Here is a 21,703-nt window from a genome sequence, read left to right as displayed (position 1 = left end):
TAGGCCTCCTAAAAAAGCCGCCAATTAGGCGACTCTGTTTGTCAGACAGCAAAAATTGCATCTCCCTCATCATCTGCCGTAATCACTGCATCTTGCCAAATTGAAAATTCTGTATAAACTACTTCATGTTTTTCCCAACGTCGTTCTGCCGGTTTGTTTTTTCTTGTTTTTACCAACGAATAAACCTTATTAAGACTGTATTTAGTACCTGTATCAATGTCCGTTTCATGTTTATCACGATGAGAAAAATCAAGACTATTGTTTAGAATTTCATTTGGAATATATGCAGCCCAATTCTTTCTTAAGCCCTGCTGTGTACCATTTGCGTATTCACCTGAATAAAGATCTTTACTCAAACGACATTGAGATACCTCTACGACTTCAACATTCTCAAAAACTGCTAAATCTTCTCTTCGACCAATACTTGGATATTCCCGCGGATACTTCAAGCAATTATAAATATTTTCCACTTCTGCTTGATCTTCAGGAATAACGTGCAACACCAAGTTAACATCCGTCATCAATTGAACTTGTGCTACCCCGCGACTAATACCAAAGCCATTTACGCTAAGCTGATGACGTTTAGGCTCAAATTTCATTCCATTTTTAAACTCATATTCGGTATATAAATCACTTGTTGTTGAACCATATGATCCTTGAATACTGATTTTCATTGGATGATATTCTTTGAAATCACATAAATAATGTACCATTCCAATAACTGTTGAATAGGGTGGCAAAGGGTAGCTTTCTCGAAAATCATGACTGATTGGAACTTTATAATTTGCAGATTCTTGAAAAGCAGTTATCTTAATTGCCTTCATAGTAATCAGCTACTTTCTGTTTTAATGAATCAAAAAATTTTGCAACCGAAACTGCGTTCAACTCTTTTTTTAATTCATCCGTGTTATCAAATTGTCCTGAAACAACACCAACCCTGGTTTGATCTTTAATCTCCTTTGTCATAACGTCCTTTAAAGGTTCAATTAGAATTGAATTATTTTTAATATTTAAAATATTTTCAAAAACTGGATTCTTGATGTTATAAACTCCGCCAATTACAAAAAGTGGTTTAAAGTCTTCACGCCGGCCACGAATGTCACGATATAAATAAGCAACAGTATCTAATAATTTTGCTACTCGACGCGCTTTTTCTTGATTATCAATTTCAATTTCATCCGTATCATCAATACCAATCTGATCTAAATCAATAGTTACAGTGTAACGATAATAAGAATGATGAATTTCTGACTGTGCTAAGCTATTATTGATTGATTCATCATTCTTATCTTTTCTAATCCTAGCTGCCAAACCCATATTATTTAAAAAGTCAGTATCGCCGCGAAAAGGTTCCAAACTGATTGCATTAGAAAGTCGAACTTTAGCTGAACGCACATGCGCGTTTTTATTTGTAGCAGTTTTCATATAACCAAAAAAATCAATTTCTGGATAATCTTTAATTGTTGCATTCTTATCGAACTGAATAACCTTTTTATCCCCCGAACCTTCTGCTGATAATGTAGCAAGTGGCTCGCCTAATTGTTGAATCATGTTATAACGCAAAGCCTGTCTGGAAATGTAAGTATATTGATAACCATCGCCACGAGTCACTTTTTTCAAGGAAGCAATATTTCCCAAACTTTCTCCATAGTTAGCACTTGCTGCTTGCATTAAGATTGTTAACGTTAATCCTTTACTCTTCATCTACTTCTCCTCCTCATTTTTGTTATCATTTGGAATTAATCCTGCAATAAAGGCATAACCTAATTGATTAAATTCTTCTGGTGAATTCATTTTTTGAATAAAATTTTTGGGTACCAATTTTTTCTGGTAAAGGTATGCATCCAAAAGAATATTCATAAATTGATCATTATTTTGAATTTTTAGCGCCTGTAACAAACGATATGCTAAAGTTTGTCTTTTGTTTGTATTTGCATAGCCATCACCCAGATTTTTTCCGCTGCCCCGCATCTTTCTTAGTTCTTCATCTGTTAAAGCCAAATTACTCATCTCCTTAAAATAAATTAAATTAATTTGAATTAAGTTATAGATTTGCTCAACTGTGACATGCAAGTCTTGATGCCTAACTATCTTCAATTGCAAAACATCACTGATCAGCGAATTCAAATTAGCTGAAACCAATAACAGCTTTAACATTGCATCATATATCTGAAGTGAACTTTGACCTTGGAAATTTTTAATGTATGCTGAATTTAAAACTGATAACAAAGCAACTGTTTTTTGTCTATTTGAAAAAGGCTTTTCGCTAGCTTTTTTTAAAACACTAGCAATTTTTTTAGGAACCAAATTAAACCGATACTGTCCATTTTGATAACTGACAACCTGAATGTCAGCCAATGTATAACTGCTAGATTTGGCAAACATTTCTTGAAATGATAATGCAAATGCTCTCCAAGGAGATATAATTTGCTCTTTTTCAACTGCTCGTTTCATTTCCAAAATAATTTTATTATTTGCATTTTTCAGTAACTCTATGTCTTGATTTTGATTAATAAAAATGCCTTGATGTCTGTTATCATAGTTAAACCCTGCTGATACTGCTGAATACATTAAATGACAAAGTGGGCACATAAACTGATCATTATTAAAAAGCCAAGCATTGCTCGTTTTGCGATTAGTATCGTAACCCACCCCATTCAAAAAGCTATATGAATATTTCTGTTTCTTTATTGGCCGACCACACGTTGCACATCGATAAACATCTTTTTGATGATCTGCTTTCAAATATTCAACTACTGGCTTAACAAAAGCATCTTCATAATCCTGATACAAATCAGGCGTTTTAGTTTGCGGATTAAAAAAAGAAATTCCACCCCATGCATTATTAATCACAATATATGAAAGTGTTTTAGCCATAAAATATTTTTTAGCTTTTGGAATCGAAAAATAATCAATAAATTGTTGTAATTTAGGAATAAGTTGCTGCAATACTTCATTGAAACCCTGATTGTCTTTTTTTAACTTTTTCAGTTTTTGCAAGTCTTTACTGCAATCTTTTAAAGCTAACGTACTATCAAAATCTGGCGGAAACAAACTACTAATTTTTTTAAAACTTCCTGAGGCAATATAATATTTCAAACAATTTTTATACCAGTTATCTAACTGATTATAAATAATTTCAGGATCTGCTTTATTTTCATCTATATTCTGCCATTCCTCTATCTTTACCTTAAAGTCTATAATTCTAGCTACTCGAGTTTGTCCTCCATAGATTTTAATAAAAAATTCAAAATATTTTTCAGCAAAATAATTAAGCGCTTTCTTTTTTACGTACAATGAATTATTTTCAATACTAACATCTTCAGCATCTAAAATTCTGATCAAACCAATAATTCCAGCATTTTCTAGCCAACCGCCTTGCGATTTAAAACAAATTTTTTGATCTGTATCAATAACTTCTTGCATTACCTTATTCACCTCCTTAATGAATAACTTTTAAACAGCCTGAAAAGCTTCCCGTTCGAATGCCTAAACCGTTTTTCACCAAAAGGCTCAGCAAAACTGGATCTGCAGTTAAAGAGAACACACCTACTGTTGATTCGATATTTATATCAAAAGTTTTAATAACTGTTTTGCGGGTCTTTATTGGTAAATAAGTCATATTTTCAATCATATGACTTATTTCTTTTGGATAATAGTTTTTAAAACGGCTTTGCATATTTCCTTGTAACACTTGATTGAACTGCTCTAAATTTGCATCTTTAGTTCCTGATAAAAATAGTCGCTTATCTTTTCTTACAACCAACGGTGATAAGGTTTTGACTTTTATTTCATTGGTCACAATTACGGGTTCTTTAATTTGAAATGGTGAACCAAACATCACTTTAAGACATTTTCCAAACGGCCATGGACCGTTTTTGTACAGATACATCAATGTATTATAAAAAGACAACCCCAACTTAGCATCCGCTGTACTTAATTGCCAATAAGCATTATTTTTTTCACCTAAAGTTATCGAGTCAGCATAAAATGTTGCATCGGGAAAATTAGCCGCAAGGCAAAACAGTTTCGGCGTATTTTTTCTATACAGATAAGAAAATAAATTCGGATCTACATGCGATAACCCCGACTTCAAAAGATACAAAAATGCTTCTTGATACCTAATTTTTAATTTAACTGGTTTTGCCTTGGGTGAAACAAATTTTAACTCTATTGAAAACCTCATATAATAATTCACCTCCTTTCATCATAATGATATAAAATAAAATTAAATTTTTCAATTCCATGTATAATATTTTTTATTTAATAATTGTAAAAATCATTAAGTAAAACTCCTGTAAAGTTAGATTTAAATATGATTAACATAAAAAACATAATACATTTTACATTCCAATAATGTTAAATAAATTAATTCATACTTACTATTAAAATATGCTTTTCAACAAAGTTATTCAAGAAAAGTTTCAAAATGATACTTTTCTTTGTTCAAATCAGCTGTAACAGTTTAAAAATTAAAAAACTAATTTTCTAGTACTATTAATCGCTGCTTTAACAGTTGCAATCAAAAAAACATTCTTTAACATCAACAGCCCATCACCAACAAGTAATTGCTGGTGATGAGCTGTCTTCTATTTATTCCAGAAATCCACAACATTTTCCTAAAATTCCAATTCCAAAAATCACAATAATAATTAATAATGGATTGACACCTTTTTTCAATAACCACGCAACAAACAATGTTAAAACTAAGGCCAACATCCCTGGCAACACCGAATCTAAAATATTTTGGACTGTGGTGGTCTTTCCTTTAATCTTCGTAACTACAATGGGGATGTTAATGGTTGTCCATTTACAAACTAAAGCTCCCATTGTAAACAAACCGGTGATCGCTGCTCCGCGAGTTAATTTTTTAATTCGATCCCCGGCCATATCTTGAATAATTTCATTACCTTTTAAGTAACCATAACGTAGTAAATACCATTTGCAACCTAGTCGAATTGTATTAATCGCAACAAAGAAAATCAGCGGACCTAATAAACTGCCGGTCATCGCAATCCCCGCTCCTAACGCTGCTAGCACCGGTCGAACTGTTCCCCAAAATAATGGATCACCCACTCCAGCCAAAGGTCCCATCAAGCCAATCTTCATTGCGGCAATTGCGGTGCCATCTACTTCTCCACCATTAGCCTTTTCTTCTTCCATCGCTGCTGTAACACCAAAAATTGGTGCTGTCAGCCAAGGGTGGGTATTAAACCATTCCATATGCCGTTCCAAGGCTTCATTGCGTTCTTTTCCCGGCGCATATAATTTTTTTATTGCTGGGATCATTACAAAACAAAAGCCCATATTCTGAACCCGCTCAAAATTAAATGACCCCAATAAAAACCAAGAGCGAATATACATACTGGTTAATTCCTTATTGGATAGAGTTTTCTTTGCGTTTCTTGTTGAATTTTCCGCCACTGAACATCGCCCCCTTTCTTAATCATCCAATTCATCATCGTTATCATCAGCCTTAGTATCAGTCGTTCTTATTTTTTCAGTTGAAAGGGTTTTTTTAGGTTGCCGATATTCCAGTTGCAAATATAAAATTGCAAAAATTAACCCTAACCCACCAAAACCAACCAAGTTAAAGTTAGTAAAGGCAGCAAATAAGAATCCTAAATAAAAAAATGGCTTCAAGTCAGGAACGTCCATCATATTAATTACCATTGCATAACCAACCACAACAATAATTCCACCACCAATTTGTAAACCGTCACTAATAACTTTGGGAATTGCATTCAACCAAGCTTCAACAATTTTTGTATTCAAAATCATAACTCCTGCTGTTGGAATCATTACGCGCAAGGCCTGGATAGCCATCGCAAACAGATGCATTGCTTCAATTGCACGATACTTTCCTTTTTTGGCGAATTTATCACCTTGATGAACTAAGAAAACAACAATTGTCCGCACAAAAATCGTCAGCATTTGACCAGCAGCAGCTAAGGGTACTGCCAAGGCAATACCATCTCCGATTGATGCATGAGTTGTAATAACAACAATTGTTGAAATGACTGCAGAAAGGGCTGTATCTGGCGCCATTGCCAAACCGACATTCATCCAGCCTAATGCCATCATTTCGAGCTGTCCGCCAAGGATAATGCCCATTTTTAAATCACCTAGAACCAATCCAATTAGCGGACAGACAATTAGCGGCCGATGCATTTGTCCTTCATCAAGCACCGAACCGACACCGGCTATTCCCGCAATCAATAATATTAATAGCATTTGACCGGTATTCATCCTGATCCCTCCGTTGCCTTAAGCTTATTTTTGACTGTTTCGTAGAATTTTCAAAAAATCATGTCGTGGATCACTTGGTAGTTGACGTAGTTCTAATTTAACTCCTCTAGCTGCTAAATTTTCAAATGCCTGCAGGTCACTTGTCGTCACGCTAACCGATTCAGTCAGATGTAACTTTCCTTGATCAAAGCGCATTCCACCAACGTTAACGCTCGTAATTGGAACACCATTTTCAATCAATTCAACCACTTCACTGGGTTTGCCGAATAATAACATCGCAGTTGTCTGATCATACTTGGGATTTTTAAAGACCTTGGCCATTTTTGCCGGTGTAACAACACTAGCTTTAATGTTTGTTGGTGCAACCGATAAAGTTAAAATTTTACGCATAGGATCATTAGCAATTTCTTCACTGACCACAATGATTCGTTTAGCAGGATAAGTTTTAATCCATTTTGTCAAAACTTGACCATGGATAAAGCGATCATCAATTCTAGCAACTGTAATTTTCATGATAAATCATCCTCTACTTGATTTTGACGGCTAATTTCCGTTTTTCTAACTTCCTCCGAAAAAATTTTAAAACTTTGCTGACTATACTTTTTTAAATGCTCAGCTAATTGTTTAACAGTTATTCCGGGTTGATTTTGCAAACTCAAAGCCTCCAGCAATAATGGTAAATTAACTCCGGTTAAGACCTCAATTCCTTTTTTACCATATGCCAGTTGAATTGCCGCATTATATGGACTACCGCCAAAAATATCAATCAAAAACAAAATTTCTTTTTCTGGCATAAATTTAACCAAAGCTGATTGATAATGCCGTTTTAAATCTTCGATTCCTTCCTTATTTTCAAAAGTTATTGCTTCTAAACTCGGTTTCCCACCAAATATCATTTTTGCTGCTTCTACCATTCCAGCAGCGATTCGCCCATGACCAGCAACAATGATTGCAACCATTTTTCTCCACCTTCATCTCTTATCTAATGCTGCAATTAAAACTGTTAATAATTCAAGACACATTCGGTAATCAAATACAATTCATCTTTAGAAAGTTCAATTTTCAAAGATGCAATGCTGGCATTCAATGTTTGTTGAACTACTGGTAAAGTATGCTGTACTTCAATCGTTGGTTCTTCTTGATATTGTAGTGACTTTTGGCGTAAACAACGCTCTAACGCAAAAGCTGTATGAACAATACATTTGATTTGCTGACTATTTGAAAAGTCCGATCCTAACTGTAATTGCAGCTGCTGTAACCAATTTTGCAATAATTTACAAACAATAGATGGATTTAAATATATTAAATGTTTCTTTAGTACGTCCTCACACATACTGGAAACAACTACATTTTGTTCCTCAACTAGCTGTTCATTCTCAGGTCGTTGCATGATAATCGACATCAATCGCTGTTCACCATTGCCAGCAATTAATTCCTCTAATGAGATATAAGGAATGGCTGTGCTGGGACGTTTTGTCCCAACCGCAGCAATTATTTCGTACTCTTCAGCTAATTTAGGAATTAGTTCGGTCATCTTCAAGACTGAAACTGTTTTAACTTGAATTTTTTCGGCCTGTTGTGACTGCTGAATAATTCGCATCACAATTTTCTTTAATTTCTGGGCAGTTCCACTACCACTCATACAAATTGATAAAATCATCTTACTGCCTTTGGGTGCAGCAATTTTATTCGTAACTAATTGGGCTAAATCCTGTTGAATTGAGGTGTAGATTGAATCTAAGTCCATGTCGACATAACTAATTTTGCGTAAAACATCTAACACAATTGCAGTCGTAACATTACTGAGCACTCGCAATTTAATCCCTGTTTTTTTCTGCAGTCGATGCGTCATCATCGCTAATGACCCCATATCGACTAATAGTAAGACACCTTTTCCTTGATCTAATTTTTCTAACATTGTTGCCATTTGCTGCAATATTTCATTGGGTGAAACCGTCAAGGGCATATCCAAAGCTGCAATGTTGCCATTTCCTAATAAATCAGTTGCCACTTTGACCATTGAACTAGCCGTCGAAGTGCCGTGTGCCACCACTAATACACCAACTTGTTTTTTTTCTGATAAACTACGAATTGAGCTAAGCAACATCGTTAAATAGATAACTTCAATATCTGGTACTTTTACCGCAAAAGTCGTAATAATTTCTTTTTGAAAAATCAAAGCAACTTGATATTCAGCTGCATGAGTTTTTTTTATTTTTTCAACTTCATTTTTCAACAATAATTCAGTCTGGTTGCCACGTTTAAAAAAAGCATCAATATGCATGCTCAAATAATAAACAAACCGTTGATCTAACTGGACATGTAATTGCTTTTCCGCAATTTGCTTAAGTTGAACTACAAAGCTGGAAATTTTCTGATCAACAAACTTATTTAATTTGACATTAGTTAACGGCTGGCGGAAGAAACGCTTAATATGCAGGTGCAAATCAGTCATAATATATTGATGAATATTTTCATTTGAAACTCCTTGACGTTTTAAATGATGAACTTTATTTTCGATTAGTTCATAAATATTGTCTTTTTCAACAGTAACCGTCTTTTTTCCAACTTCAAATAAAGTGTTTGTGTCTAAGTAACGTGAGAGTTCAACTTGATGCCTTGTCTTAGCCGGATTGCTCAACCAATGCTTGCGTAAATCCTCTGGCAAATCATTTAACTCAATTGTCACTTCAGTTGCATCAATACTATTTAAAAAAGCTTGAGCACAAGTTAATTGCACTTGCGACTTTAATTCACCAACATTTCCATAGTTATCTGCTGTCATCAATGCTGTAAAGACATCAATTCTAACATTCAAATTCTTCTTAATTCGTTTGGCTTCCTGCTGAAATAGAAATTTTGCAAGCTCAATTTTTTCACTTAATGGTCGCTCGTTTAGCGGAGGAATCTCAATTGTCATTGGAATTCGCCGTAAGAAGGTTTTTAGCAAAGTCGAATGTGGATCCTCAGTTGTAGCACAAATAATTAAAACATTAGCTCGTCGGTTTTTTTGACTCTCACCTAAACGTTTAAAAACGCCGTTATCAATAAAATAAAACAGCATTTCTTGTCCTTCGGGTGGCAACCGATGAACCTCATCTAACAGTAAGATGCCACCATCGGCTTGTTCAACTAATCCTGGTTGATCCTGATCCGCTCCAGTGAAAGCCCCTTTGGCATGCCCAAAAAGTGTCGCCAACAATAACTGTGGATTATGATAATAATCCGCACAATTGAAAGAAATAAAAGGAATATTATCTGAAAATACACCGCGATACTGCGCGTAGGAAAAAATTTTGTTAGCAAAATATGTTTTACCAACCCCAGTTTGCCCAACCAGCATCATATGTAAACCATGCGGCGGATACATGATCGCCGCTTTGGCTTGTGAAGCAGCTTTTCGCAAACTCCCCTGATAACCAATCATTTCTGTCAATGGATTTTTCCCCTTGACAGCTACTGCTTGGTTTTTAATTAGTGGAGTAACGTTTTGTTGCTTATTCACTAATTCTGTTAAACTATCAACTTCAAAATAATTCAATTTTTCTAATTTCAAAACGCTGATAACAACTTGACTCGGTAAATATTTAATTGGAAAACTTTTAACTTTCAAAACTTTTTCTGAACGCACTAATCGATTTAAATCTGCCGAAACGTTGGGCCGCGCTAGATTCATCAAATCAGCTAATTTTGCCGTAGTTGTTCCCTGTTCTTGCAACAAAGTATTACGACTAGCCGATTGCCAAATTTGCAATAACTGCTGGTAAACTCTTTCAATTCGCTTCAAAGCTCAACCCTCACTCTCTAACACACTTTTTAAACCCTAAAAAATAAAATAGAATATATTTAAATTCAAGCATATCACATTCGGAAAAACAAATTTTAAGCAAAATATATTTTTGCCATGGTTACAATTCAAAGAAGTTAGTATTAATCATAGGTTATTCTTGAAAACGCTTTCTAAAACTATTAAAAAATTTTATCTCTAGGCTAAGCTAGTTGTTTGCGCCATTATTCCTTCATTTTGTAAAGCCCAAATTGCCAGTTGAGTTCGATCACGCAAAGCTAATTTTGACAAAATGTTCGACAAATAATTACGAACAGTCCCCTCAGACAAGAAAAGCTTTTGCGAAATTTCTTTATTTGATAAACCTAATTTGATTTTTTGAATAATTTCCCATTCAGATGCGGAAAGTTCCGCTACAGAGGCTGCCGGAACTGACATTCCAGTAGATTTATCAATTGCCTGTGAAAAAAGCTTAACAACTTTTTGTGGAAACGCAGCCGTTTGCTTTGAATTTTCCTGCCAAACGCGCTGTATTTCCGGATAAAGTTCGGTTAATGAAACTTTTCGTGATTGCAGTAAATACCCTAAACAATTTACTTGAGAAAAATTATATAAAGTGCACCCACAGCCCGTTAATTGTAGCATCATTAATTTAGCTGCATCCCCAACTGTTTTACGGATACAGGTTAAACATTCGGTATCAGACAATCCCATATCAAGCATAATAATATCATTTTTAATTGGTGCTGTCTGCCAGTTGTCTGCCAGCTTAACCTGCAGATCCTGATGTGCAGATAAGACCAGTTTGATAGATTCCCCAATTAATTCTTGCTTAGTCAAAATTAAAATCTTAATCATGCTATTCCCCTCCAATTGTGAGATTGGCTGTCTCCAATAAACCTACTACAAATATATAAGCAAATTTGATGCCAACTAACTGGATACCTATGATTACAAGCTAAATAGCGAACCTGTTTCATTAAAACAAAACAGGTTCGCTATTTTTCAATACATGTTAGCTTACAATAATACACTTTTCAATACAGATTTTTTTCTTCAATACACTTAAAACCATTGCTGTAAAACTGCAGCAATTCCATCATGATCATTATCCGCCGTTACATGTTGAATTTGAGTTTTAATTTGACTAGGTGCATTGCCCATAGCATAACCGGTACCTACTGCCGCTAGCATTCCCAGGTCATTATAATTATCACCAAAAGCAATCGCTGCGTTCGGCTCAACTTGATAATAGTTCATCAACCAACTGACAGCTTGCTTTTTCTCAACACCACCAGCCGTGATTTCGATCAGATTAGGTGAAGAACAAGCAATTGACAAGGCGGGATATCGCTGACTGATTAACGGTTCCGCTTGTTTAATGGCTTCAGGTGCACCCATCAACAAAACCTTATGAACTAGCTTAAAGTCCGCAATTGCACTTGTTGTCGCTAAGCGCTGTGCTTTCAAACCGACAATTTGTTCTTCGTGTGGTACCCAATAGTGATCCGTACTCGCTGCAGCCCAGGAATCTTCTCCATAAACATTCCAGACTAACTGTGAGAATTTGTTCTCTACATCAGCACAAATTTTTTGCGCTGTCTTGACTGGAAGTTCCATTGATTTGATACTTTCCCTATGAGCATTGCAAATTAGGGCACCATTATAGGCAATCAAAGGTGTCACCAGCTTCATTTGCTGTAATAAGGGTGTAATTGCGCTTGGCATTCGTGCCGATACCGGAATAAATTTACTTCCAGCGGCAATTGCTGCCAAAATTGCCTGTTGAGTCCGGGGGGTAATCTGCTGCTGGCTATTTAATAAAGTCCCATCCAAATCACTGAAAATCAATTTAGGAAACATTGCTCTTACTCCTTAGCTTTTGTCATGCTTGATGCTGCTGGAAACTTGCTTTTAAAGTCATTAATTACTAACTGTAAATTACGATTCCCGCGATACATCCCATAACCTAAGACTAACATTCCCAACAAACCGATGACAATTAATACAATTCCTAAAATGTATAGTAGGAGATGCGCTGCCGGGAAAAAATAAAGAACGATAATTCCGATCCCAACGCTGCCTAAAAAAATTGAAAACCAGCGGCCAAGATTTTCCAACATATGTTTCTGATATAGAATTTCTGTCTGATATCCTTTAATAATTTCCTGTTTTTTCAACGTTACTCCCCCTATCCTTTAGTACTTCAATCCTGGGTTGAATATGCCTAACAGAACTCCGACAAAAGCAATTACAACTAAAAGCAGCATTACCTTAACCGGTGAGATATTCTTTTTAGCCATTAACCACCAACAGAAAATAATGAAGCCGGCTGTCAATAATCCCGGATAAACAGCATCTAATTTATCTTGTAAAACTAAATAAGCTTTGCCAGAAGAATTTTTCAATTCAAATGATGTTTTAACTGAAACCCAAGTTGCAGCGACACTACCAACAACCATCCCGCCGACAACTGAAACTGCCCGGCGAATTGCTTTACCTTGAGCACCAACCAAGAACTCAACGGCTTTATCACCCATTTCATAACCTTTAAAATAGGCAAACTTCATTCCAAAATAAGCTAGCAAGTTCCAAACAATAATGTAGAAAATTGCCCCAATTGGCGAACCGCCAGTTGATAAGCCTAATGAAATCCCTAAGATAATTGGAATCAAAGTTCCGACAATCATTGAGTCACCAATGCCGGCTAATGGTCCCATCAAACCAGCACGTAAACCATTAATCGTTTCACCATCAATTCCTTCGGCACCATTAGCTCGAGCCTCTTCTAAACTAGCTGTGATTCCAACAACAACTGAGCCGATTTGTGGTTCGGTGTTAAAGAAGGCGGTATAAGTTTTCATCGCTTCTTCTTGTTCTGATTTTTTATCATAGAGTTCTTCCACAATTGGCAACATTGAAGTCAAATAACCAAAGGTCTGCATATGTTCTTGAGAAAAGCAGGTTAAGTTGCCATAATACCAATGATGAAAGGACTTCATCAACGTCTTTTTACTAATCTTTTTATCAGCCATATTAGATATCCTCCTCATCATCATCGTCGTCATCGACTGTTCCACCACTTGCTGGAGCAACTGCGTGAGCATTTTTAGCCATTTCCAAGTTATAGAACAACAAAGCGAAAATTAAAGAAACAACCGCGCATGATACCAAGTTCATCGATAATGATGCTGCTAAAGTAAAGCCAACAAAGAATGGTACAAAGTCCATTGGAGTTTCAACAATTTGTTTTAATAAGATTGCAATTCCGACACATGGAAGCATCGCCCCAACTGTGAACAACGTCTTCATTGGAATCCCATCCATTGGTAAAGCTGTCTTTAAAGCTGTAACTGCATCTGCTCCCCATTTACACATAACTAAAGTTGGAATAAATGAGAAAAGTAAATGTGAAATCCATGGCCAGCCCCAGTTAACCCCGTATAATTTTTTAAAATTGCCTTTTTCAACATCACGCCAACCCATGTGCTGCCAAACTAAGTTCAGGGTAGCTGTCCCATAAAATAAAACGGTTCCAATTGTTCCAACTAAGGTTCCCATTGATTTTGCTAAACTAGCTGCGGCGGTTGAAGTTGCCGACAATCCCTGTGATTGAATTGCAACCATCGCTAAAGGAATTCCAATATATGAAATTGCGCGTACATCTGCAGAAACAGTCCCACCAGGGGTAACAAGTGCAATATAAACCAGCTGCATCGCAACACCACACATAATACCTAATTTAATATCTCCTAAAACTACTCCACATACCAGTCCGCCGACTAATGGACGTCCCAAGGTATAGTTACCAATTGAAGTTCCTGCCATTCCTGGCAATGATGATAAACAAGCAAATATTCCTAGAATAGCTGCTTGAACCCAACTAATTGTCATAGTGAATTTCTCCTTTGTTTAAATTTAATACCCAAACTGGCTCTTGAATTTATCCCAATAACCAATTGAAACATCTGGTAATAACTGAAACTTCACCCGATAACCAGCCTTTTCAATTGCCTCAATTGCAGCAGCTTCTTCTTGTGTAATTGACTGATTATTTCCTAATTTCGTTGTTCCGGGACGATCATTACATGGCCCAACAATTACTTCTTTTACTTCACTTGGCACAAAACCTTGATCAACCAAAATTTCTTTCATATCTACTGGGTTTTTCGTAATCAAAAAATAATTATCTTTTGAATCTAAGACTCGTTGACATTTACGCTGCCAAGCAGCTTTAGACCAAACAAAAGTTTTTTTATCAGAAGCTGCCTTATAAGCATCCTTTAAAACAGCATTTTTTGATACTAAATCATTTACTGCAATCAAACCATCACAAGGGAACTCTTTGGCCCAGCGAGTTACTGTTTGCCCATGAATCATTCGATCATCAATTCTTACAAAAGAAACGGTCATTTTAAACTCCTCCTTACAACTAAATATCCTCATCATCATCGTCATCAAGATCGCTGCTTGGTTTAAACTCTTTGAGTGAGGATTGTGCTTCACTTAAAACAGCCTGCACAAAATCGGCTCCACTTAACGTATCTTTAAGCATTACCGCATTCAAAGCCATTGGCAAATTCATCCCTCCTAAAACAATTGTTTGTTTTAAGATATCTGCTTGGGCTAAAACATTACAGACAGTTGTCAGCGGACTGCCACCAATAATATCGCCAAGAACAACAAATGAATTGCCCGTGCCCAATTCAGCTAATTGCTGCTTGAACCTGTCAGCTAATTGTTCAACTGACTCACCATTTTTTAAACCAACTGCCACAACTTCTTCGACTTTGTCAGCTGCAAACATGGCTAAAGAGCTTTTTAATCCTTGCGAAAATTCTCCATGACTGACCAACAATAAATATTTCATTTTCTACCTCCTTTCTTGATTTCTTAAATAAAGCTTAACATTTCATGAAATCGTTTTAACGTGACTTAAATCATTATTTACTCATGACATTTGTCACTTTTTTAGAAAAAATTAAGGCAAAAAAAGTAGTGATCGAGCCTTAACATCGTAAGCCAGCTAACTATTTTTTAGCGCATATTTGGACATTAAAAGATCCAAAAAGTCCGGGACTTTGAGATGTCTCGGACTCACTAATAACAATGTTTTATTATAAATACACCAGAATACACAGACTAACTGCAATGACTAGTCTTTAGTTCTTCTTGGCGGCAAATTGCAGTCGCAGTTTTTTTAAGTTACGAATATGCCACGGTGTTCGATTTAGTTTGGGCAAATTTAATTTTAAAATCATTGGTTGACCGTTTTTTAAAATTACGTTTGTTTCGATCGTCAACTTGACTGACAATAGCTCTTCATGCAATGACATTTTTTTAATCTGTGTTCCTGTTAAACTAAAACCATCTGCAAAATAATCTAAGCCGCTATGGTAGCGAGCGGCAAAAAATAAATCATCACTCAGATATAGGCAATTAATGATTGGTTTGGTTTTAATCGTACTAATTGCCAGAACCACTTTAGTCGGATCATATTGCGTTTTGGGGTGTTGTTGCTTGAAGTACTGCTCAAAACGAGTTTGCTGGATAAAGAAAAATGACACTTTGCCACCATCCTTGTTATTTAAAATTGTTTTAAAAGTCCCTGGATACATGTCTTAATCAGCAATTTAGCTTATTACTATATGTACATGCTTCCTATCTTCGCTAAATTCTCCGCCATCACATTTTATAACTTTTGATTAAATAAAGAAATATAAACAGCATTTATTTACGAAAGTAGTTTTCCCTACCAGGTCGTGCTAGGATAGAAGTGAATTCAACCGAAATTTTTACTTGGGGGTGTCCAATGTTTACATTATTTGTCCTGTTGCTCCAACGGTTGGGAATTATTCTGGTACTAGCTTTTTTATTGGTCAACGTCCGCTTTTTTCGTCGATTGATCAAGCAAAATAACTTACAAGCTAAATGTGCTTTAATTGCAATATTTACTGTTTTTACCGTTATTTCCAATTTAACTGGTGTTGAAATTACTCATAACAATACTTTAATTCAAACACCATTTCTGACTGCCCTGCCACAATCAGATTCAATTGCTAATACTCGTACTCTAGTCATTACAGTCGCTGGGATTGTTGGCGGTCCGTTAGTTGGTAGTATTGTCGGTTTGCTGGGAGGGATTCACCGCGTAATTCAGGGAAATTTTTCTGACTTCTTTTACATTCCAAGTTCAATTTTAGCGGGGCTCTTTACTGGTGCTGCGGGTAACTTTTTGAAAAAAAATCTAACTTATCCTGGTCCATGGATTACTGCAGTGTTGGGAGTTTGTGCCGAAGGAATTCAGATGCTGTTTATTGGCATTTTCAGTGGTTTGGCTTTGGTGCGTCTCATTATTGTTCCTATGATGCTGCTTAATAGTATTGGAGCTTTTGTCTTTATCTCAATTATCAATGCTTATTTAACTAATGAGCAGCAATTAAAAGCCGTTCAAACCCATGACGTTTTAAGTTTGGCCGACAAAACTCTGCCCTATTTTCGCCAAGGTTTAAATATTAATTCTGCTCAAAAGGTCTGTGAAATCATCAAAAAATATACTAATTTTGATGCCGTTGGAATTACCGACCGAGTTAACGTACTGGCACATGTCGGGGCTGGTCAAGATCATCACTTAGCTAAAGAAGCTGTCTTGACTGATTTATCCAAGCACGTTATTGCTAGCGGCCAAGCTCGCTATGCCTATCATAAAGAAGAAATCGGCTGTCCTCATGCTGATTGCCCCTTAGCTTCCGCGATTGTTTTGCCGCTTAAGGTCAATGGAAAAACTTTAGGTGCTTTAAAAATGTACTTCACTAAAGCTGAACGCTTAACGCCAGTCGAGGAAAACTTGGCTGGCGGTTTGGCTTCAATTTTTTCCAGTCAATTAGCTTTAGGAATTGCTGAAGAACAATCAAAATTAGTTAGTGATGCTGAAATTAAAGCTTTGCAAGCTCAGATTAACCCGCATTTTTTCTTTAATGCCATCAATACCGTTAATTCCTTAATGCGAACTGATGTTGAAAAAGCTCGAACAGCTTTGCTCCAACTCAGCACTTTCTTCCGTTCTAGTTTGCAGGGAGTTCGCGAAACACAAATTCCATTACAACAAGAACGTGAACATGTTAATTCTTATATGTCACTTGAACAAACACGTTTTCCCGATAAGTACCAAGTTACCTATGACATTCAAACCGATGATCAAGTAAAGGTTCCCCCGTTTTGTTTGCAAGTTTTAGTTGAGAATGCCGTTAAACATGCTTTTGTTGGTCGAAAAACTAACAATCAAATCAAAATCAGTGTTCAGCAACAGCAACAAGCAATTTTGATCGCTGTCAGCGACAATGGAATTGGGATTCCTGATAAATTAATCAACAAATTGGGAAACCAAGTTCTAGAATCAGCAACTGGAACCGGGACAGCTTTGGTTAATCTAAATCATCGCTTGATTGGTCTATATGGTAACGATAGTCATTTACAAATTAACAGCAGTACTGCAGGAACGACTGTAAAGATGTTGATTCCATTAGCAGAAACAACTGTTTTAGCAACCAAAAATTGAGGTGAAAACTTATGAACGTCTTATTAGTTGATGATGAGCCCTTATCTCGGAATGAACTAGAATATCTTTTAAAGCAAAACTCCTCCGTGGAGCAGATTTATCAAGCTGATGGAATTGCTGCTGGTTTGCAGCTGCTATTAAAAAATCAGATTGAACTTTTATTTCTTGACATTGAACTTAATGATGAAAACGGCTTTTCTTTAGCCAAAGAATTGCAACAATTAACTCAGCCACCGCTGGTTATTTTTGCCACTGCCTACGATAATTATGCGGTTGATGCTTTTAATATCAATGCCATAGATTATGTTCTCAAACCCTTTGAACAAGACCGAATTAATCAAGCAGTCGCCAAGGCTGGGGCTTTGCTAGCTGATAAAAGTAGCCCAACTTCACCAACTGAGCCTGATTATCCAACTGTTATTACGGTCACCCAAGAAGAAAAAACTACCGTTGTCCCAACTAAAGAAATTATCTCAGCTGCGGTCAATAACGGAGTTCTTACGATTACGACGGTTGATGATGAATTTTCAGCTCATGAAACGCTAAATTGGTTAAAGCAACGTTTGAATCCCCAGCAATTTATTCAAGTTCACCGCAGCGTTTTAGTGAACCTTAACTGTATTCGTGAAGTTCAGCCTTGGTTCAATCATACTTACCAACTAACAATGACCAACCAACAAAAATTGCCAGTTGGCCGGTCTTTTATTAAACCTTTACGTCAAAAATTACAAATGTAATAGCTTTCATTCAACAATTAATCAGGGTAGTTCAAGTGTTGATTTTTGCAATTCACCGCAAAAACGACGCTTTTTTTCTTTTTTCGGGTATGCTAATGATGAAAAAAGGAAAGGATGATCAACATGAAAACCACTAAACAAACCCCATCAAAAAAAGCTGCTTCATTATTAGCTCAGCTTGGAATTTACACTGTTATTTTATTTATTGCTAATGCTATTTCGAGTTTGTTTCCGGCTTCATTTCCTGTTCCAGCTCCAGTCATTGGTTTAATTTTACTCTATCTACTATTAACTTTTCACATTATCAAGCTGGAATGGGTCGACTCAGTTGGCAGCTTTTTAATCGGAATTATCGGCTTCTTGTTTGTTCCCTCTGGAATTTCTTTAGCTGCAAATCTAAAAATCATGCAACAGCAGGGATGGCAATTGATTTTAGTTATCATTTTATCAACAATTATTTTGTTAGTAGTAACCGCTTATACTGCTAAATTCTTTATCTGGTGTCGCCATGCTATCAAAGACTTGGCAACTAAACCACATTCAAAACCGCTCCGCCCTTTGAATACGTTAAAAATGTCAGTTAGCCAACATGCCAAAGGAGGAGAATAATATGTCAGCCATTTTTACAACACCATTTTTTGGAATTTGTTTATCCGTTATTGTTTATTTGATTGGTCAATGGTTATTTAAAAAGTCGCATGGCTTATTCTTCTTCCAACCGCTGTTCGTTGCCATGGTCCTTGGGATTGCTATCCTCGTTGCTTTAGCTGCCCTAATGGGTAAAAGTACTGCTAGTTTTTATACTACTGCTTACAAGCCCGGTGGTGATTTGATTTTCTGGTTTTTAAACCCAGCAACAATTGCCTTTGCAATTCCGTTATATAAACGCAACGACGTTATTAAAAAATATTGGGTTGAAATTTTAGCCGCGTTAGTCGTTGGTTCAGTAATCTCATTAACTGCTATTGTTGGCGTTTCAAAATTGGTGGGCTTGAGCAAAACAGCGATTGAATCGATGCTGCCACAAGCTGCTACAACCGCGATTGCTTTGCCAATTTCCGCTTCAATCGGTGGCAACTCAGCAGTTACAGCCATGGCATGTATTTTAAATGCCGTTATCATCTATGCTTTGGGTGATTGGCTGGTCAAAACTTTCCGCTTAAACTCCGACCCAATTGGTGCTGGTTTAGGTCTAGGAACTTCAGGTCATACAATTGGTTCAGCCTATGCCTTAAAATTAGGTTCAGTTCAAGGATCAATGGCAGCAATTGCTGTGGTTGTTATCGGCGTTGTAATTGATCTAATCGTGCCAATTTTCAGTAAAATTATTTTTTAACCCTGAATAAAAAGAAACTAAGACTTTGAGTTGAAAAACCTGCTCAAAGCCTTAGTTTCTTGCTATGTTAAAGCGTGCTTGATTTCGAAAACAAATGTCTATGCTACGTCAATTTTTATTGTCTAGTCAAGTCACTGCTTAATACCAATATTTGGTGTTTGACTAAAATGCCATATTAGATAAGAGATACTCCAAACTGCTACAAATAAGAAAAACAATCCATACCCCAACCAATTAAGATCGATCCCTGCAATTGCCTGCAATAGCTTTCCTTTAACGGCGGTAGTATTAATGACCACTTGGATTAGTTCTAAAATTCCAATGACAAACGCTGCTGTTGTTGAAATTGTCGTAACCACTAAGTTATAGCCAGTTTTTCTTTTAGGCGTTGCAAAGGCCCAACTGTAAGCTCCTGACATCATTACCGAGTCAGTTGTGTCCATTAAGTTCATCCCCGCTGCAAATAAAATTGGCAAGGCTAAAATTCCCATTGAAAAAGTGTTGGCTTGAGCAGCAGTTGCTGAAATCGCAATTAAACCAATTTCACTGGCAGTGTCAAAACCTAAGCCAAATAAGAAACCAATAAAATACATTTGCCATTCACAACTAATGAATTTAAATAAGGGATAAATCAACCGTAGTAAAAACCCACGCGATATTAGCAATTGATTTAACTCAGTTTCCTTGACTTCATCTTGTTGCATTAGTTTCAATGAACGCCATAGACTGAGCAAAACAATCAGATTAACAATTGCAATCCCTATCAGAAAAATTCCCGAAACCAGTGAACCAATTAATCCACCAATACTCTCAAAAAATGGCAATTTGAGTTTGACCCATTTCAAAGAAATACTGATTAAAATGACCAGCAAAAAAACAACCGTTGAATGACCTAACGAGAAAAAGAAACCAACACCGCAAGATTTTTTCTGTTGCTGAATCAATTTACGGACTGTATTATCAATTGCGGCAATATGGTCAGCATCAAAAGCGTGGCGCAAACCCAATGAATAAGCCAACAGACCTAAGCCCCAAAAGCTATTGGATTTTCTAGCTGCATAAGCAATTAACAAAATTCCCAACAGATGTATCCCTAAAACTGCTAAATAAAAAGGGATTGATTTTTTGACTGCACTTTTTTTCACATTCTTCTCCTTGCTTCATCTCAAACCCCAGCGGAATTAAGACTAACCCACCAAAGCTGTTTTTTGAGCCTCTGGTAATTCTTCATTCATCCGTCCAGATTCAAAGCCCTGTAAATCTAAAGTTACATAACGGAATCCATAAGCTTTTAATTGCTGATTAATCGTGCTCATTTGGTTGATCAAACTAAGTACCTGTTCAGTTGGGACTTCAATCCGGGCAGCTGAGTCTTGAACTCGGACTCGAACAGTCAAGAAGCCTAACCCGCGTAAATAAGCTTCAGATTTCATTACTCGCTTAATTGCTGGCAAAGTTAATTCCGTATAATACGAAAACCGTGAAGAAACTGAACAACTAGCGACTTTATTCCAATTAGTAAGTCCTCGCTGAGCAGCTAATTCACGAACTTCGGGTTTGTAAATATCTGCCTGTTGTAAAATTGAAACAGCCTTTTCTTCATCACGCGCCCGTAATCCTGGTCGAAAATCATCATTATCATCCATGATCATCCCATCTAAGACAACCGTAGCATTCAATTCAGCTTTCAATTCATTCAACTTCTGATAAAAAATCTTTTTCATCCAATACCATGAAGCTGGGGTATTATTTTTAATTTCAGTATTTGCTAAATAATCAAGTTCCACAGTTTTAACATTTGCACCTAAATCTTGGGCTAACTTAACTGCCTTATTAAATTCCTCATCAGTGAACAGTGCTGAATTAGCAACCACTGCTGTTACTTTTTCACAACCTAAAACTTTTAAAGCTGCATCTAAAACCAACGTTGAATCAATCCCACCTGAAAAAGCAACTAAAACACGATCATATTTAGCTAACAACTCATTAATTTTTGTTTCTTTAACATTTAATTCATTCATAAGATAAACACCCTT

General features: G+C 36.3%; 23 protein-coding genes. 4 read left to right on the top strand and 19 right to left on the bottom strand.

Features of this window, described 5'->3' with window-relative positions:
- Positions 1-41: 41 nt before the first annotated feature.
- From cas5 to G6O73_RS11590, 17 genes are all read right to left on the bottom strand, one after another.
- Positions 42-824 (bottom strand): CRISPR-associated protein Cas5, encoded by a 783-nt coding sequence (cas5, locus tag G6O73_RS11670; protein ID WP_057885264.1) that lies wholly within the window; start codon positions 822-824, stop codon positions 42-44.
- On the bottom strand, positions 811-1,704 hold the full coding sequence (cas7i, locus tag G6O73_RS11665; protein WP_057885263.1) for a type I-B CRISPR-associated protein Cas7/Cst2/DevR: 894 nt from the start codon (positions 1,702-1,704) through the stop codon (positions 811-813). Before cas7i ends, cas5 begins: the two co-directional genes overlap by 14 nt.
- A complete protein-coding gene (gene cas8a1, locus G6O73_RS11660; RefSeq protein WP_057885262.1) occupies positions 1,705-3,426 on the bottom strand; it encodes a type I-B CRISPR-associated protein Cas8b1/Cst1 in 1,722 nt (573 codons plus the stop codon).
- 16 nt (positions 3,427-3,442) lie between these two features.
- On the bottom strand, positions 3,443-4,198 hold the full coding sequence (gene cas6 / locus G6O73_RS11655) for a CRISPR-associated endoribonuclease Cas6 (RefSeq protein ID WP_157056653.1): 756 nt from the start codon (positions 4,196-4,198) through the stop codon (positions 3,443-3,445).
- A gap of 395 nt (positions 4,199-4,593) precedes the next feature.
- Entirely contained in the window at positions 4,594-5,424 is an 831-nt protein-coding gene (locus tag G6O73_RS11650; protein ID WP_083478459.1) for a PTS system mannose/fructose/sorbose family transporter subunit IID, read from the bottom strand.
- Between the two features lie 18 nt (positions 5,425-5,442).
- Positions 5,443-6,249, bottom strand: a complete 807-nt coding sequence (locus G6O73_RS11645; RefSeq protein ID WP_057885260.1) for a PTS mannose/fructose/sorbose transporter subunit IIC — start codon at positions 6,247-6,249, stop codon at positions 5,443-5,445.
- Positions 6,250-6,273: 24 nt separating this feature from the next.
- Positions 6,274-6,762: a PTS sugar transporter subunit IIB gene (locus G6O73_RS11640; protein ID WP_057885259.1), complete on the bottom strand. Its 489-nt coding sequence runs from the start codon at positions 6,760-6,762 to the stop codon at positions 6,274-6,276.
- Positions 6,759-7,208 carry a PTS sugar transporter subunit IIA gene (locus G6O73_RS11635; protein ID WP_057885258.1) on the bottom strand — a complete coding sequence of 150 codons (450 nt, stop codon included), beginning with the start codon at positions 7,206-7,208 and terminating at the stop codon, positions 6,759-6,761. Before G6O73_RS11635 ends, G6O73_RS11640 begins: the two co-directional genes overlap by 4 nt.
- Positions 7,209-7,252: 44 nt before the next feature.
- A complete protein-coding gene (locus tag G6O73_RS11630) occupies positions 7,253-10,036 on the bottom strand; it encodes a sigma-54-dependent transcriptional regulator (protein WP_057885257.1) in 2,784 nt (927 codons plus the stop codon).
- 198 nt (positions 10,037-10,234) lie between these two features.
- Positions 10,235-10,894, bottom strand: a complete 660-nt coding sequence (locus G6O73_RS11625; protein ID WP_057885256.1) for a response regulator transcription factor — start codon at positions 10,892-10,894, stop codon at positions 10,235-10,237.
- A gap of 207 nt (positions 10,895-11,101) precedes the next feature.
- Positions 11,102-11,899 (bottom strand): Cof-type HAD-IIB family hydrolase, encoded by a 798-nt coding sequence (locus G6O73_RS11620; RefSeq protein ID WP_057885255.1) that lies wholly within the window; start codon positions 11,897-11,899, stop codon positions 11,102-11,104.
- Between the two features lie 5 nt (positions 11,900-11,904).
- Positions 11,905-12,216, bottom strand: a complete 312-nt coding sequence (locus tag G6O73_RS11615; protein WP_057885254.1) for a hypothetical protein — start codon at positions 12,214-12,216, stop codon at positions 11,905-11,907.
- 18 nt (positions 12,217-12,234) lie between these two features.
- A complete protein-coding gene (locus G6O73_RS11610) occupies positions 12,235-13,071 on the bottom strand; it encodes a PTS system mannose/fructose/sorbose family transporter subunit IID (protein WP_057885253.1) in 837 nt (278 codons plus the stop codon).
- 1 nt (position 13,072) lies between these two features.
- Entirely contained in the window at positions 13,073-13,930 is an 858-nt protein-coding gene (locus G6O73_RS11605; RefSeq protein WP_057885252.1) for a PTS mannose/fructose/sorbose/N-acetylgalactosamine transporter subunit IIC, read from the bottom strand.
- A gap of 24 nt (positions 13,931-13,954) precedes the next feature.
- Positions 13,955-14,449, bottom strand: coding sequence for a PTS sugar transporter subunit IIB (locus G6O73_RS11600; protein ID WP_057885251.1), 495 nt, complete (start codon positions 14,447-14,449; stop codon positions 13,955-13,957).
- A gap of 19 nt (positions 14,450-14,468) precedes the next feature.
- A complete protein-coding gene (locus G6O73_RS11595) occupies positions 14,469-14,906 on the bottom strand; it encodes a PTS sugar transporter subunit IIA (RefSeq protein ID WP_057885250.1) in 438 nt (145 codons plus the stop codon).
- Between the two features lie 292 nt (positions 14,907-15,198).
- The gene (locus G6O73_RS11590; protein WP_148127089.1) at positions 15,199-15,603 is read right to left on the bottom strand and encodes a hypothetical protein; all 405 of its coding nucleotides are present in this window, start codon (positions 15,601-15,603) and stop codon (positions 15,199-15,201) included.
- A 245-nt stretch (positions 15,604-15,848) separates the two neighbouring features.
- On the opposite strand from G6O73_RS11590, the gene G6O73_RS11585 reads away from it, so the two are divergent.
- The 4 genes from G6O73_RS11585 (at position 15,849) to lrgB (ending at position 19,667) form a co-directional block, all read left to right on the top strand.
- A complete protein-coding gene (locus tag G6O73_RS11585) occupies positions 15,849-17,594 on the top strand; it encodes a sensor histidine kinase (RefSeq protein WP_057885248.1) in 1,746 nt (581 codons plus the stop codon).
- A gap of 11 nt (positions 17,595-17,605) precedes the next feature.
- Positions 17,606-18,331, top strand: coding sequence for a LytTR family transcriptional regulator DNA-binding domain-containing protein (locus G6O73_RS11580; protein ID WP_057885247.1), 726 nt, complete (start codon positions 17,606-17,608; stop codon positions 18,329-18,331).
- 123 nt (positions 18,332-18,454) lie between these two features.
- Entirely contained in the window at positions 18,455-18,940 is a 486-nt protein-coding gene (locus G6O73_RS11575) for a CidA/LrgA family protein (RefSeq protein WP_148127091.1), read from the top strand.
- Position 18,941: 1 nt separating this feature from the next.
- Entirely contained in the window at positions 18,942-19,667 is a 726-nt protein-coding gene (gene lrgB / locus G6O73_RS11570) for an antiholin-like protein LrgB (RefSeq protein ID WP_057885246.1), read from the top strand.
- Between the two features lie 131 nt (positions 19,668-19,798).
- On the opposite strand, the gene G6O73_RS11565 is transcribed toward lrgB, so the two are convergent.
- Together G6O73_RS11565 and larE are read right to left on the bottom strand one after the other, a co-directional pair.
- On the bottom strand, positions 19,799-20,812 hold the full coding sequence (locus G6O73_RS11565; protein ID WP_057885245.1) for a HoxN/HupN/NixA family nickel/cobalt transporter: 1,014 nt from the start codon (positions 20,810-20,812) through the stop codon (positions 19,799-19,801).
- 42 nt (positions 20,813-20,854) lie between these two features.
- Positions 20,855-21,688, bottom strand: coding sequence for an ATP-dependent sacrificial sulfur transferase LarE (gene larE, locus G6O73_RS11560; protein WP_057885244.1), 834 nt, complete (start codon positions 21,686-21,688; stop codon positions 20,855-20,857).
- Between the last annotated feature and the right edge of the window lie 15 nt (positions 21,689-21,703).

This window comes from Liquorilactobacillus nagelii DSM 13675 (assembly GCF_019444005.1).
Lineage (GTDB): Bacteria > Bacillota > Bacilli > Lactobacillales > Lactobacillaceae > Liquorilactobacillus > Liquorilactobacillus nagelii.
This window is presented reverse-complemented; position numbering and strand designations above follow the sequence as displayed.